At 75.3% G+C, this 13,752-nt stretch carries 13 protein-coding genes and 1 pseudogene; 5 read left to right on the top strand and 9 right to left on the bottom strand.

All coding sequences use genetic code 11. The features are described from left to right. Positions 1 to 6: 6 nt before the first annotated feature. The 8 genes from ACQPYN_RS15670 to polA form a co-directional block, all read right to left on the bottom strand. A complete protein-coding gene (locus ACQPYN_RS15670) occupies positions 7 to 585 on the bottom strand; it encodes a GTP-binding protein (RefSeq protein WP_433038419.1) in 579 nt (192 codons plus the stop codon). Between the two features lie 7 nt (positions 586 to 592). Beyond that, positions 593 to 973 (bottom strand): DUF742 domain-containing protein, encoded by a 381-nt coding sequence (locus ACQPYN_RS15665; RefSeq protein ID WP_433038417.1) that lies wholly within the window; start codon positions 971 to 973, stop codon positions 593 to 595. Beyond that, positions 970 to 1,392: a roadblock/LC7 domain-containing protein gene (locus tag ACQPYN_RS15660; RefSeq protein WP_274186843.1), complete on the bottom strand. Its 423-nt coding sequence runs from the start codon at positions 1,390 to 1,392 to the stop codon at positions 970 to 972. Before ACQPYN_RS15660 ends, ACQPYN_RS15665 begins: the two co-directional genes overlap by 4 nt. Beyond that, complete coding sequence (locus tag ACQPYN_RS15655; protein ID WP_433038415.1) at positions 1,389 to 1,610, bottom strand: hypothetical protein; 222 nt, start codon at positions 1,608 to 1,610, stop codon at positions 1,389 to 1,391. Before ACQPYN_RS15655 ends, ACQPYN_RS15660 begins: the two co-directional genes overlap by 4 nt. Continuing rightward, positions 1,607 to 3,619 carry an ATP-binding protein gene (locus ACQPYN_RS15650; RefSeq protein ID WP_433038413.1) on the bottom strand — a complete coding sequence of 671 codons (2,013 nt, stop codon included), beginning with the start codon at positions 3,617 to 3,619 and terminating at the stop codon, positions 1,607 to 1,609. Before ACQPYN_RS15650 ends, ACQPYN_RS15655 begins: the two co-directional genes overlap by 4 nt. A gap of 292 nt (positions 3,620 to 3,911) precedes the next feature. Beyond that, a complete protein-coding gene (locus tag ACQPYN_RS15645) occupies positions 3,912 to 4,928 on the bottom strand; it encodes a DUF1932 domain-containing protein (RefSeq protein ID WP_433038411.1) in 1,017 nt (338 codons plus the stop codon). 19 nt (positions 4,929 to 4,947) lie between these two features. Beyond that, positions 4,948 to 6,444: a flavin-containing monooxygenase gene (locus ACQPYN_RS15640; RefSeq protein WP_433038409.1), complete on the bottom strand. Its 1,497-nt coding sequence runs from the start codon at positions 6,442 to 6,444 to the stop codon at positions 4,948 to 4,950. Between the two features lie 66 nt (positions 6,445 to 6,510). After that, complete coding sequence (gene polA / locus ACQPYN_RS15635; protein ID WP_433038901.1) at positions 6,511 to 9,201, bottom strand: DNA polymerase I; 2,691 nt, start codon at positions 9,199 to 9,201, stop codon at positions 6,511 to 6,513. 164 nt (positions 9,202 to 9,365) lie between these two features. Here polA and ACQPYN_RS15630 point away from each other — a divergent pair, with 164 nt between their 5' ends. Beyond that, positions 9,366 to 9,809, top strand: coding sequence for a PaaI family thioesterase (locus tag ACQPYN_RS15630; RefSeq protein WP_433038407.1), 444 nt, complete (start codon positions 9,366 to 9,368; stop codon positions 9,807 to 9,809). Here ACQPYN_RS15630 and ACQPYN_RS15625 read toward each other — a convergent pair. Beyond that, positions 9,776 to 10,306 (bottom strand): nitronate monooxygenase, encoded by a 531-nt coding sequence (locus ACQPYN_RS15625; RefSeq protein ID WP_433038405.1) that lies wholly within the window; start codon positions 10,304 to 10,306, stop codon positions 9,776 to 9,778. The two genes, ACQPYN_RS15630 and ACQPYN_RS15625, sit on opposite strands and share 34 nt — an antisense overlap. Positions 10,307 to 10,948: 642 nt before the next feature. Between ACQPYN_RS15625 and ACQPYN_RS15620 the strand changes: the two are divergent. The 4 genes and pseudogenes from ACQPYN_RS15620 to ACQPYN_RS15605 form a co-directional block, all read left to right on the top strand. Continuing rightward, positions 10,949 to 11,137 (top strand): annotated as a pseudogene (locus tag ACQPYN_RS15620) (ATP-binding protein); the annotation flags it as partial. A gap of 134 nt (positions 11,138 to 11,271) precedes the next feature. Continuing rightward, positions 11,272 to 12,237, top strand: a complete 966-nt coding sequence (locus tag ACQPYN_RS15615; RefSeq protein WP_433039198.1) for a hypothetical protein — start codon at positions 11,272 to 11,274, stop codon at positions 12,235 to 12,237. Continuing rightward, entirely contained in the window at positions 12,144 to 13,178 is a 1,035-nt protein-coding gene (locus ACQPYN_RS15610; protein ID WP_433038403.1) for a hypothetical protein, read from the top strand. Before ACQPYN_RS15615 ends, ACQPYN_RS15610 begins: the two co-directional genes overlap by 94 nt. 2 nt (positions 13,179 to 13,180) lie before the next feature. Continuing rightward, a complete protein-coding gene (locus ACQPYN_RS15605; protein ID WP_433038401.1) occupies positions 13,181 to 13,720 on the top strand; it encodes a response regulator transcription factor in 540 nt (179 codons plus the stop codon). Positions 13,721 to 13,752: the final 32 nt, after the last annotated feature.

Below are 13,752 nucleotides of genomic sequence, written 5' to 3'. Positions count from 1 at the left end.
AGGCCCTCAGACGCTGCGCGCCAGCGCGTGCTCCACGAGCGTGATCAGGACGTCCGTGCACGACGCGTCGTCGCGGGCGTCGACGGAGCGGATCGGGCAGCGGGCCGGCACGGCGAGGGCGTCGCGCACCACGTCGACGTCGACGCCGTCGGTGCCCGGGAACGAGTTGAGGGCGACGACGAACGGCAGCCCGCGGTTCTCGAAGTAGTCGATCGCCGCGAAGGAGTCGTCGATGCGCCGCAGGTCGACGAGCACGACGGCACCCACCGCTCCGCGGGCGAGCTCGTCCCACATGAACCAGAACCGCGACTGGCCCGGCGTCCCGAACAGGTAGAGCACGAGCGAGTCGTCGACGGTGACGCGACCGAAGTCCATGGCCACCGTGGTCGTCGTCTTGTCCGGGACGATCGAGGTGTCGTCGACGCCGTCGGACAGGCTGGTCATCTGCTGCTCGGTCGACAGCGGCGGCACCTCGGACAGCGCCGCGACCAGCGTCGTCTTCCCCACGCCGAAGCCGCCCGCGATGAGGATCTTGAGCGGGAGCAGGTCGCGGGCCTCGCGGGTGGCGGTACCCCCGGCGCTCACCCTGCGGTCACCGGGCTCGGAGTCCATCGAGCAGCCTCTCCAGGAGTTCACGGCGGGGACGGCCGTCGGACCCCACCAGCGGCAGGTGGACGGCGAGGTGGTCCTCGGCGGCGAGGTCACTGACGAGGACGCGGGCCACGCCGATCGGGACGCCGAGCAGCGCGCCGATCTCGGCGAGCGACTGCGGCACGGTGCTGGCCTCGACGATCGCGCGCGCCTCGGGCGGAAGGCCGGGCGCCTTGGCGAGACCCGTGTCGGTGGCCGTCACCAGCGCCTCGATGGGCATGTCGGTCCCGGCCGCCGACCGGGTCCGACCCGCGGTGAACGCGTAGTTGGGGACGACCCGGCCGCCGTCGGCGTGCGGACGCTGGCGACGGTCCACGGTCACGGTGCGATCGGGTCCTGGGCCCGGGCCGATCGCGCCGCGCCGGGCGTGAGGGCGTGCCCGACCCGCGAGGCCAGCATGGTCATCTCGTAGCCGACGAGACCCATGTCGGCCGTGCGGTCGGTGACCACGGCCAGCGTCGAGCCGAGGCTGATCGAGGTCGCGAACAGGTAGCCGCCCGCCATCTCGACGATGGTCTGGGCGACCGGCTCCGACTCGAGCAGCGTCGCGGTCCCCCGCGCCAGGCTCACCAGCCCGGAGACGGCGGCGCACAGCTGGTCCGCCAGGTGCTGGTCGACCCCGTCGCTCACCGCGAGGCGCAGGCCGTCGGCGGAGACGACGAGGACGTGCCGCACCCCCGGCGTCCCGCCGGCGAAGTCCGAGAGCAGCCAGTCCAGCCCGCTGTCGGTCGGTGCACTCACGTCTGCCTCCCGGAGGTGGTCCCGCGGTGCGGGTGGTGGTCGTCCGCGGCGGAGCCGGACACGTCGGCGGGCTCGCCGATCGCGGAGCGGGCCGCGGCGCGGCTGGCCTGGTAGGCCGACAGGGCGTCCATGGCGTTCCGCCCGGCGCCGGTGCCCGGCGTCTCCCCGGGCGGCGCGGCCGGGCTCGCGGCGGTCGCCGCCGGGATGCCCGGCGTCACCGCCGCGGCCGGCTCCGGGGACGCCGGATGAGCTCGGGGGCCAGGTGGCTCTGCGGGCGGCGGCGGGCGAGGACGATCCCGTTCGGGCCGACGACCGGCGGGGCGTCCTCGTCGGACCGGCGCGGCGCCGGGGCCGTACCGGCGGTCTCCGGCACCTCGGTGCCGGCGTGGCGCCTGCCTCCGCCGTGGGTCTCGACGACCGGGGCTCGGGCCGGGTCGGGGGCGGGGTCGGGGGCCGCCGGGGGCGGCACGACGATCGGGTGGATGAGCCCCCGCCGGGCCGCGCCGGCCGGGCGGCCGCCGGCGGGCATGTCCTCGACCGTGGCGTGCCCGTCGGACCCGTCGGCGGCCTCGCCCTTCGTGCCGGCCCCGGCCTTCGCCTCGGCCGACACCGGGGCGTCCGCCGTCGCGGGGGTGTCGGAGGAGCGGTCGCCGTCCTGGTCGGCCCCCGGGGCCGCGTGCGCCCCCCGCCGGGCGGGGCCGTCCCCGAGCGCCGGGTCCGTGCCGTGGGTCCCGTTGGACCCGTTGGACCCGTTGGACCCGGCTGCCCCGTTCGTCCGTCGCTCGCCCGGCCAGGCGTGCCGGCCGTCGATGGCGATCGGGCCCGAGACCGGGGCTCCGTGGGCGGGGGTGGAGTCGTTGCCGTTGTCGCCGGACCCGCGGCGGGGCGCGGGCACCGCCGAGGCGGGCACCCGCTCGAGGCCCCGCATCCCCTGGTCGCCGACCGTCGGCACCGTCGGGGAGGTCTCGGCGAAGAGGGTGGCCGGGACGACGAGGACGGCGGTGACGCCGCACCCGGGGGTCGGGGTCAGCGACACCTCGATCCCGTGGCGCTCGGCGAGCCGGGCCACGACGTGGAAGCCGAGGCGGCGCGCCGCGTCCGAGACGTCGACGTCCTTGGGGTTGGCCAGCAGCTCGTTGGCCGCGGCGAGCTCCACGGGCGGCATCCCGATGCCCGTGTCCTCGATGATCAGCAGGTGGGAGCCCGGCGCCCGCAGGTGGGGCCGGCTCTGGATCGACACCACGGCCGTCGGCGGCGAGTAGCGCGCGGCGTTCTCCACCAGCTCGGCGATCATGTGCGTGAGGTCGGCGACGGTGCTGCCGAGGATGCGGGGCCGTTCGTCGACGGCGAGGGTGACGCGCTCGAGGTCCTCGGTCTCGGCCACACCGGCCCGGACGACGTCGCGCAGCGCCACCGGCGCCGACCACACACGGGCGGGCTGCTCCCCGGAGAGCACGAGCAGGCTCTCGGCGTTGCGCCGGACCCGGGTGGCGAGGTGGTCGAGGCGGAACAGGTCGGCCAGCGCGTCGGGGTCGCGCTCGCGCTCCTCGAGATCGTTGATGATGTCGAGCTGCCGGTGGAACATGCTCTGGTTGCGCCGCGCCAGGTTCAGCAGCAGTTCGGAGGTGAACTTCTGCTGGCGCACCTGCGCGTCGTGCAGTTCCGTCGCGAGATCCGCCCGCCGCCGCTGCTCGTCCTCGGTGAGCTTGCAGAAGATCGCGACACCGAGGCACGCGAGGAGCACCGCGCCGCCGTGGATCATCGACCACACCCACGGCGAGTGCTGCGCCGCGTGGTGGTTGAACATCAGCGACGGCACCAGGAGCGAACCGATGCCGTGGCTCAGCGTCGTGAAGGCGATGTTGAAGACGAACGGCGCCCAGTGCTGGTACAGCGTCAGGAAACCGATGATCACGAAGAACGAGAAGTGGGCCTCGATCGACCCGCCCGAGAGGATCACGAGCCCGACGCAGCACGACGACAGGCCCGCGGTGACCCACAGCGAGCCCGCCATGCGCCCCTTCGAGAACCATCCGGCCGCCGCCGTGACCAGCGGGACCAGGGCGATCACGGTCGTCAGCGCCGGGGGGTTGCCGACGACGAGACCGAAGATCAGCAGGATCGGCGTCTGCGCGATCAGGACCGACAGCAGGAAATGGTGACGCCGCAGCCATGCCGCGTCGTCGACCATGTCCCCGCGGGGGAGGTAGTCCAGGACACGGACCATCCGGCGTTTCACCGTCCTACTCCGGAGGCGGATGACGAACGCGCGGAACCGTACACGCGCCGTTCACCATTCCCGCGGAGAACCGGGAAACGGGGTACCACCGTGCCGATCGGTCGCCCACGATTTCACACACCGCATTCGCGGGTGTGTCCACAGCGGCCGGACGCCGAGGTCGACAGCGCCGTCCGGCGCGTCGCCTCTGGGCTGTCCGGGTGTGTTCACGAACGCCGACAGGCCGTGGAAAAAGCGTCCGAAAGAGTCCGGGCGTGCGCCGCCCGTGGTCCGGGCGGCGTCAGGAGAAGAATCCTCCCGGAGCGTCCGGTCCCCGCCCTTCGACCGGTCGGAGCACGCCGGCAGTGGCCAGATGCTCCGGGGACGGAAGAGCACGCGGGGTGACGGCCCGCGCGCCCTCCGACGTCACTGACCGGGGGATGCGGTCTGTTTCTCCTGACGCGTCCCCCCCATGACGGCGCGGACGCAGATCGGCGGGGTCGGCGAGGTCCGGCGGGACCTCGTCCGGGCGTCGGGTGCCCCATCCGCTGGTGGCCAACGCGCGGTACGCCTCAGCGAGTCCTTCGGCGAGCGCGGGCGGCAGCCCGGCGGCCTCCTGCGTCGCGGCGATCTCGGTCATCTCGTCGACGAAGCGCCACGCCTTGGTGGCCGCGACCGCCGCCGAGGCGACGCCCGCGCCGGGGAAGTCGAGGCGCACGTCCGCGAGCACCTCGTCCAGCACCCCGTGGGCGTCGGCGGTCACGAACGCCTGCGCCAGCAGCGCCTGGTAGCCCTTGCGCACCGAGGCGGTGCACATCTTGGCGGCGCTGGCCGCACCGACCGGCCCGTCGAGGACGATCCAGCGCACACCGGGCGCAGCGAGGGCGGCGACGTCCCCGGCACGCGGCCCGGACAGGAACACCCGGGTCGGGGTGGACGCGTCCGGACGGGGCGGCGGGCCCGAGATCGCGCCGTCGACGAGGTCGCCCGGCAGTCGCTCGGCGACGGCCCGGACGGTGTCCGGGGAGACGGCGTCCATCTCGACGGTCAGGGGCCGGGCGCCGGTGGCCTCGCACGCCGCGGCGAGGGTGTCGCCGGCCGCGCGGGCCGCGCCGGGCGGGACGACGAGCAGGACCACGTCGGCAGCGCGCACCAGGTCCTCGAGCCCGCCCGCGTCCTCGAACACACCGCGGGCGCGGGCGACGGTGTCGCCCGAGTGCCCTGCGAGGCTCGTCAGCACCCGGTGGCCGCCCTCGGCCAGGCACCGGCCGAGGGCCGTGCCCATCGCGCCGGGGGCGACGACGCCGACGGTGGTCATGCCCGCATCATGTCGCTGATCATCCCGCCGCGCGCTCGGCCTCCGGTACCCGACCGGCCCGCGCCGGGACGAAGCGCACGGCGTCGTCGTCGACCCGGCTGCGACGCAGCGCCACCGCGTCGATGGCGTAGTTCATCGCGAGGCGCCACGGCGCGCGCGTGCCCTGCTTGGGCAGTTCGTCGATGGAGCGCTGGACGTAGCCGGCGCCGAAGTCGAGGAACGGTGCCTCCTCGACGTCCGGGTCCCGCTCGGGCACCGCGACGCCGAGCCCGTGGTCGCGCAGGTGGCGCAGGAGCCGGACGACGTACTCGGCGACGAGATCGACCTTGAGCGTCCAGGACGCGTTGGTGTAGCCGATCATGTAGACGAGGTTGGGCACCCCGCTGAGCATCATGCCCTTGTAGGCCATGGTGTCGGGGAGGTGCACGGGCTCGCCGTCGACGACGACCTCGGCGCCCCCGAACATCTGCAGGTTCAGCCCGGTCGCGGTGACGACGACGTCGGCCTCGAGCTCCTGACCGGACGCGAGGCGGATGCCGTCCTCGGTGAAGGTCTCGATGGTGTCGGTGACGATGTCGGCCTGCCCGGAGCGGACGGCGCGGAAGAGGTCGCCGTCCGGGACCATGCACATCCGCTGGTCCCAGGGGTCGTAGCGCGGGTTGAAGTGGGTGTCGACGTCGTAGCCCTCAGGCAGCGCCGCCTGCGTCGCCCTGCGCAGCAGGCCGCGCACGAACCGCGGGAAGCGCTGGCTGATCTGGTAGAGCGCGATGATCTGGGCGATGTTCTTGGTGCGGGTCAGCGGGTCGGCCACCGACCGCGGGAGCCACCGCGACAGCACCTCGGCCACGGGATCGGTGCGCCCGATGGAGAGCACGTAGCTCGGAGAGCGCTGCAGCATCGCGACGTGGGCGGCGGCGCCGTGGTCATCGGAGCCCTGGAGCATCGCCGGCACCAGCGTCACGGCGGTCGCGCCGCTGCCGATGACGACGACGCGCTTGCCGGCGTAGTCCATCTCGGGGTCCCAGAGCTGGGGGTGCACGACGGTGCCCCCGAAGCGCTCGAGGCCGGGCAGGTCCGGCGTGTAGCCCTGGTCGTAGCGGTAGTAGCCCGAGCACATGAGCAGGAACGAGCAGGTCAGCGGCTCCTGGCCGGGCAGCTCGAGCGTCCATCGCTGGGCGTCGGAGTCCCACGACGCCCGGGTGAGGCGGTGGCCGTAGCGGATCTTCTCGTCGACCCCGTACTCCTGCGCGGTGTCGCGCACGTACTCCAGGATCGAGGGCCCGTCGGCCAGGGCGGTCGCGCTGCTCCACGGCCGGAACCGGTACCCCAGCGTGTGCATGTCGGAGTCCGACCGGATGCCCGGGTAGCGGAAGAGGCTCCAGGTGCCGCCCAGGTCCTCGCGAGCCTCGAGCACCGCGTACCGGGTGCCCGGCAGATCGCGCTCGAGGTGGCAGGCCGTCCCGATCCCGGACAGTCCCGCGCCGACGATGACCACGTCGAGGTGCTCGGTACTCACGCGTACCACCGTAGCGGGCGGTACGCGGCGGTACCAGTCAGCGGGCCCGCCGTCACACCCCGGTGGTCAGTGCGCGGCCTGGTCCCACGACCGGCCGAAGCCGACCGACACCTCGAGGGGGACGTCGAGCTCGAACGCGGCGCCCATCTCGCGGCGCACGAGATCGGTCACGGCGTCCTTCTCCTCGGTGGCGACCTCGAGGACGAGCTCGTCGTGCACCTGCAGCAGGATCCGCGAGCGCAGGCCCTCGTCGCGCAGCGCCTGGTGCACCCCGAGCATCGCGACCTTGATGATGTCGGCGGCGCTGCCCTGGATCGGGGCGTTGAGCGCCATCCGCTCGGCCATCTCGCGACGCTGGCGGTTGTCGCTGGTGAGGTCGGCCAGGTAGCGGCGGCGGCCCAGGATCGAGCTGGTGTAGCCGTCCTTGCGGGCCTGGTCGACCACCTGCCGCAGATAGTCGCGCACCCCGCCGAAGCGCGTGAAGTACTCCTCCATCAGCTCCTTGGCCTCGTCGGTGGAGATCCGGAGCTGGGCGGAGAGCCCGTAGGCGGACAGGCCGTAGGCGAGGCCGTAGTTCATCGCCTTGATCTTGGCGCGCTGCCCCTGCGACACCTCGTCCTCGGCCACCCCGAACACGTGCGCCGCGGTGACGGAGTGGAAGTCGTAGCCCGACTGGAACGCCTCGATCAGCGCCTCGTCGCGCGAGAGGTGCGCCATGATGCGCATCTCGATCTGGGAGTAGTCGACGGTCATGAGCTCGCCGAACGCGCCGTCGGCGGAGTCGGAGCCGACCACGAAGGTGTCGCGGATGCGGCGGCCCTCGGCCGTGCGCACCGGGATGTTCTGCAGGTTCGGCTCGGTGGAGGAGAGCCGGCCGGTGCGCGCGATGGTCTGGTTGAACGTGGTGTGGATGCGCCCGTCGTCGGACAGCGCGTCGAGCAGCCCCTTGACCGTCACGCGCAGGCGCGTGGCGTCGCGGTGCTCGAGCAGGTGCTCGAGGAAGGGGTGCGGGTTCGACTCGTTCAGCGTCTGCAGCGCGTCCGCGTCGGTGGTGTAGCCCGTCTTGGTGCGCTTGGTCTTCGGCATCTCGAGCTCGTCGAACAGCACCACCTGGAGCTGCTTCGGCGACCCGAGGTTGATTTCCTTGCCGATGACGTCGTACGCGGCCTGCGCCGCGGCCTGCACGCGCGCCCCGAACTGCGACTCGAGGTCGTGCAGCGCGCTGACGTCGACCGCGATGCCGGCGGCCTCCAGGTCGGCCAGCACCGCCAGCAGGGGCAGCTCGAGCTCGGTGAGCAGCGCCGTGCCGCCGAGCTCGGCGAGGTCCTCGTCGAGCTTCTCGGCGAGGTCGGTGACGGCGCGGGCGCGCAGCATCTCGGCCTGCGCGAGCGCGGTGTCGGCCTCCTCCTCGCCGCCGTCGAGCGTGAGCTGGTCGCCGGCGTCACCGCTCTCCTCGACCCGCAGCTCGCGGCGCAGGTAGCGCAGCGCGAGGTCGGCGAGGTCGAAGCTGCGCTCGCCCGGACGGGCGAGATAGGCGGCCAGGGCGGTGTCGCTGGTGACGCCCGCGAGCGCCCAGCCGCGCGCCCGCACCGCGTGGCTCGGACCCTTGATCTCGTGGCCCGCCTTCGGCAGGGCGGGGTCGGCCAGCCAGCCGGCGAGGGCCTTCTCGTCGTTCTCGAAGAGCGTGCGCACGTCCACGAACGCGCTCTCGCCGTCGGCCGCGGCGAGCGCGATGCCCTCGAGGTCGCCCGCGCCGTGGGCCCAGGTGCCGCGGAACGAGAGGCCGGTGCGCGAGCCGTCGCGGGCGTGGTCGTCCAGCCAGTCGGCCACCGCGCCGGGCTCGAGGGCGGCGCCGCGGACCTCGAAGCCCTCGTCGGCCTCCGGGAGCGCGGCCGTGAGCGTGGAGAACAGCCGCTCGCGCAGGACCCGGAACTCGAGCTGGTCGAACAGCTGGTGCACGGCGTCGCGGTCCCACTGGCGGACCTCGAGGTCGTGCGGGCCCGCGCCGATGCCCTCGACGTCGCGGACGAGCTCGGTGAGCTGGCGGTTGAGCACCACCGAGGAGAGGTTCTCGCGCAGCGCGTCGCCGGCCTTGCCGCGCACCTCGTCCACGCGGTCGACCAGCGCGTCGAGGGATCCGAACTCCCGGACCCACTTCTGCGCCGTCTTCTCCCCCACCCCGGGGATGCTCGGGAGGTTGTCGCTCGGGTCGCCCCGCAGCGCCGCGAAGTCGGGGTACTGCTCGGGCGTGAGGGTGTAGCGCTCCATGACCTGCTCGGGCGTGTAGCGCACGAGATCGGACACGCCCTTGCGCGGGTAGAGCACCGTGACCTCGGGGCTGACCAGCTGGAACGCGTCGCGGTCGCCGGTACAGATCGACACGCTCATGCCCTCGGCCACGGCCTGCGTGGTGAGCGTCGCGATGACGTCGTCGGCCTCGTAGCCCTCGACCGCGAGCACCGGGATCGCGAGCACCCGCAGGATGTCCTTGATGAGGTCGATCTGGCCGCGGAACTCGTCGGGCGTGGCCGACCGGTTGGCCTTGTAGGCCGCGAACGTCTCGGCCCGGAAGGTCTGCCGCGAGACGTCGAAGGCCACCGCGACGTGTGTCGGCTCCTCGTCGCGCAGCAGGTTGATGAGCATGGACGTGAAGCCGTAGACGGCGTTCGTCGTCTGGCCCGTCGTGGTGCTGAAGTTCTCCGTCGGCAGGGCGAAGAACGCCCGGTAGGCCAACGAGTGCCCGTCGAGCAGCAGCAGACGTCCGCGCCCGCCCGCCGGGGCGTCCGGGACGGTCTCGGGCTGCGTCGATTCGTGCTGGGTCGCCGTGCCTGTCGGAGCCACGCCGCGAGTCTAGGGGCGACCCCCGACACACCCCGGACGCCCGGGCGGCCGCGCCCGATCGCCCGCCCTACCCTGCGGGGATGACCAGCTCCCCGGCCCCCGAGTCCTCCGCGGTGCCCGAGATCGAGGTCCAGTACCCCGACGAGCAGCTCGCCGCCCGGATGGGCATCGAGATCACCGAGTGGACCAAGGAGCGGGTGGTGGGCACGATGCCCGTCACCGGCAACCGCCAGCCCTTCGGCCTGCTGCACGGCGGCGCGAACGGCGTGCTCGCCGAGACCCTGGGCTCCACGGCCGCCGCGATGCACGGCTGGCCCGAGCGCCTCCCCGTCGGCCTCGAGCTCTCCTGCACCCACCACCGCTCGGCCCTCGACGGCCTGGTCACCGGCGTCTGCACGCCCCTGTCGGTGGGCCGGACGATCGGCACCTTCGAGATCGTGATCACCGATTCCGAGGACCGCCGCGTCTGCACCGCCAAGCTCACCTGCGTCTATCGCTCGCGGCCGCCGGGCTCCCGCGGCTGAGGGACGGCGCCGACCAGGAGCGCGTCGGCCCCCCGGCACATCGCCGCGACGACGTCGCCGGCGGGGCGCACGTCGGAGACCGCGCCCACCGCCTCCCCGGCGTAGAGCGCCATCGCCGCCACCGTGCCCGTGACCGCCCGCGACGGCGGCATCCCGTGCCCGCGGGTCAGCGCCATCTCGCCGTTCGGCGTGCGCAGGACGCCGACCTGCCCCTCGGGCAGGGCACGGACCGCGGCGACGGCGGAGCTCAGCACCCGGGCCGTCGGCCGGGTGGCACACAGCGGGCACACCGCGAACGCGTCGGTGATCTCGGTCGACCCGGAGCGGGCGGCGAGCACCGCCGCCACGTAGTCCGGGTGCGCGCCGCTCTCGGGCGTCGCCACGAGGCGGGTGCCGAGGCGTGCGCCGGCCGCGCCGGCGGCGAGCACGTCGGCCAGGCTCCGGGCGTCCTCGATCCCGCCCGCGGCGAGCACCGGCACCGGCACCGCCGCGACCACGCTCGCGAGGAGGGCACCCAGCGGTTCGTCCCCCGGACGTGGCCGCCGGCCCCGCGCCCCTGCGCGGTGACCAGGTCGACACCGGCGTCCACCGCGTCGACGGCCTCGGCGAGCGACCCGACCTGCCAGCTCGCGAGCGCGCCCTCGGCGTGCACGGCGTCGACGGCCGCACGGTGGGGCCACGACCAGAAGAAGTCGACCACCCGGGCATGCGCGGCGGCGCGGCGGACCGTGTCGAGGGCGACGCCCTCGCCCACCAGGTTGACCGCGAACACCCCGCCGGCCAGGTCGGTCTGCTCGGCGAGGTCCGCAGGGACCTCGCCGCCGGGCGGCACGGAGATCGTGCCCAGCCCGCCCGCCGCGGCGACCGCCCGGGCGAGGGCCGGCGGGGAGATCGCCCCCATCGGGGCCTGCTGGACGGGCAGGCGGCACCCGACCAGGTCGGTGAACGTGGTCCTCGGCATCGCGGCCACCTCCGTCACGGGCACGGCCTGCCCGGACCCGACCACACCGGACCGGGCGGTCCCACCGCCGAACGGCCCCACCGCCGGACGGTTCGCGGGCGGTGGCACGGCGACCCCGCTCCGTGGCCCCCGTCCGACGCTCTGGTGGACGGGGCCGCGGGCGCGCTGCAATGGGCCCATGTCCCGCCCCTGTCCCGTCGTCGGCCGGGACGCCGAGCGCGCCCTGCTGCACGGGCGGGTCGGGGCGCTGACCGACGGCGCCGGCGGCGCGGTCCTGGTCACCGGCGAGGCCGGGATCGGGAAGTCACGACTCCTCGCCGAGGTCGCCGACGCCGCCCGCGCCGCGGGGCTCCCGGTGCTGCGGGGCCGCGCGGTGCCCGGCGGAGGCGCGTACCGGCCCTCGCGGAGGCCCTCGCCCCGCCGTTGCGCGCCGGACCGCTCCCGGAGACGCCCCGGCTGCGGCCGTTCCGGACGGCGCTCGCGCGGCTGGTCCCGGGCGCGGTGGACGGTCCCGTCGACCCGCCAGCGGGCCCGGGCGCCGACCCCGCCGTCGTGCTCGGCGAGGGGGTCCTCGCGCTGCTCACCGAGCTCCACGGCGACGGTGGCGCCGTGCTCGTGCTCGACGACCTGCACTGGGCCGACGCCGACACCCTCGACCTCCTGCACTACCTGGCCGGCACCGTCGACGCGGGCCCCGTGCTGCTCGCCCTGGCCGCACGGGACGACGAGGACCACCACGGCGTCGCCGCCCTCGCCGCCCACCCGGACGTCACCGTCGTCGCGCTGGACCGGCTCGGCGCCGAGGCGGTGGCCGCCCTCGCCGGTACCCGGGCGAGCCCGCCGCGCGATCTCGGCGATCTCCTCGCCCGCTCCGAGGGCCTGCCCTTCCTCGTCGAGGAGCTGCTCGACGCCGGCCCCGGCGCCGTACCCCCGAGCTGGGCGGGGCTGGTCGCCCGACGGCTGGGAGCTCTGCCCGACGGGGCACGCGCCGTGGTCGACGCCGCGGCGGTCGCCCCCGGAGACCCCGACCACCGCCTGCTCGCCGCGGCCACCGGCGTCGACGAGGCCGGGGTGCTCGCGGCGCTACGGGCGGCGGTGGCCGCGGGCCTGCTCGCCGCCGCCGACGGACGTCTCGCCTGGCGCCACGCCCTGACCCGCGACGCGGTGCTCGCGGCCCTCCTCCCGCCCGACCGCGCGGCGGTGGCCGGCCGGCTCGCGGCGGCGTTGGAGGCGCGGGCCTCCCCGGCGACCGGGAGGCGGCGGCCGCGCGCTTCGCCGAGGCCGGCGACCACGGGCGGGCGACGACCCTGCTGGTCGACCTCGCGCGCCGCGACGCCTCCCGGGGCGCCCTGGGCCACGCCGAGGAACTGCTCGTGCGGGCCGGGGAGCTGGGCGCGGAGCCCGGTCGCGTGGCCGCCGAGCGGGTGCGGGTGCTCGGACTGCGCGGCCGGGCGGCCGAGGCGCTGACGGTCGGCGCCGCGGCGCTCGAGTCCGGCGAGGTGGTCGGCGACGAGCACGCGGAGCTCTGCCTGCGCCTCGCCCGGGCCGCGGTGCTCGGCGGGCGCTGGGCCGAGGCCGAGCAGTGGATCGCGCGCGCCGGCCGTCCGGACGACGCCCGCTCGCTCGTGCTCGCCGCCGACGCCGCGTTCGGGGCCGGCGACACCGCCGCCGCCACCGTGCGCGCCCGGGCAGCCGTGGCGGCCGCGGAGGCAGGGTCCGGCAGGGACGAGACCCTCGTCGAGGCGCTGCTGGTCCTCGGCCGCTGCGCCCTGACCGACGACGACCTCGACGGCGCGGCGATCGGGGAGCGCGCGGCGCGCCTCGCCGGCGAGCACGGGCTGACGCCCTGGCGGGTGGAGGCGCTCTTCGCGCTGGGCGCGCGACGCCTCAGCGCCGGCGACGTCCGCGCGACGGGCCTGTCCGAGGCCCGGGAGCTGGCCGAACGGCACGGGATGCTCGCCCAGGCCGCCCAGTGCGACCTGCTGCGCTCGGACGCCGCGCTGCAGCTCGACGGACCGCGGGCGGCACTCGCGATCGCCCGGCCCGCGATCGAGCGGCTGGGGCTCCTGCACCTCACCTCGCTGCAGGGCATGGCCGAGCTGTTCGCCGGCGGGGCCGCCGCGCTCGCCGGCGAGCGGGCGGAGGCCGCCGCGTTGCAGGCCGCCGGCCTCTCGCGGGCGGACGTCTCCCCGGAGATCGCCGTCCTCGGGCCGCTCGTGCCGGCGCTGGCCGCGCTCCTCGCCCACGACCTCCCGCGGTCCGCAGAGCTCCTCGACCGCTCCGTCCCCGCCGCGCTGGCCCACCGCAGCGCGGCCCCCTCGCCTTCTACGGGCTCTGGCCGCTGCTGCGCACCGCGGTCGGGGGACGCGACGCCGAGGCCCGCGACCGGGTGCGCGGGCACCACATGATGATGACGCGCCCCAACGCCGGCATGCTCGCCTACGCCGACGCGATCGCCGCCGGGCGGGCGGGGCGCGGTGCGGAGGCGACGACCCTGGCCGCCGAGGCGGCGGGCTTCCTCGACGACACGTCCTGGTGGCACCGCCTCGTGCGCACCGTCGTCCTCGACGCCGCCGTGCGCGACGGCTGGGGCGACCCGGTGCCGGCGCTGCGCGCCGACCTCGCGGTGCACTCCCAGGGCGACGACCCGGGTGCCCGCGCGCTCGCCCGCACGTGCCGTGACCTGCTGCGGGCCGCCGGCGCACCCACCCGGACGTCGCGCACCGCCGACCCGGTGCCGCCGGACCTGCGCCGGCTCGGGATCACCCTCCGCGAGGCCGAGGTGCTCCGGCTCGTCACCGAGCACCTGTCCAACGCCGACATCGCCGGGCGCCTGCACCTCTCGACGCGCACCGTCGAGTCCCACGTCGCCCGGCTGCTGGCCAAGACGGGGACGTCCGACCGCAGCGGGCTACGGACGTGGGCGCGGGAGGCGCCGTTGATTCCGTAGTCAGCACGGATCCGGTGCGGCGGCCGCGCCAC

Source organism: Actinomycetospora sp. CA-053990 (genome assembly GCF_050948445.1).
GTDB classification, from domain to species: Bacteria; Actinomycetota; Actinomycetes; order Mycobacteriales; family Pseudonocardiaceae; genus Actinomycetospora; species Actinomycetospora callitridis.
The sequence above is the reverse complement of the archived record's forward strand: the minus strand, read 5'-3'. Positions and strand labels throughout refer to the sequence as shown.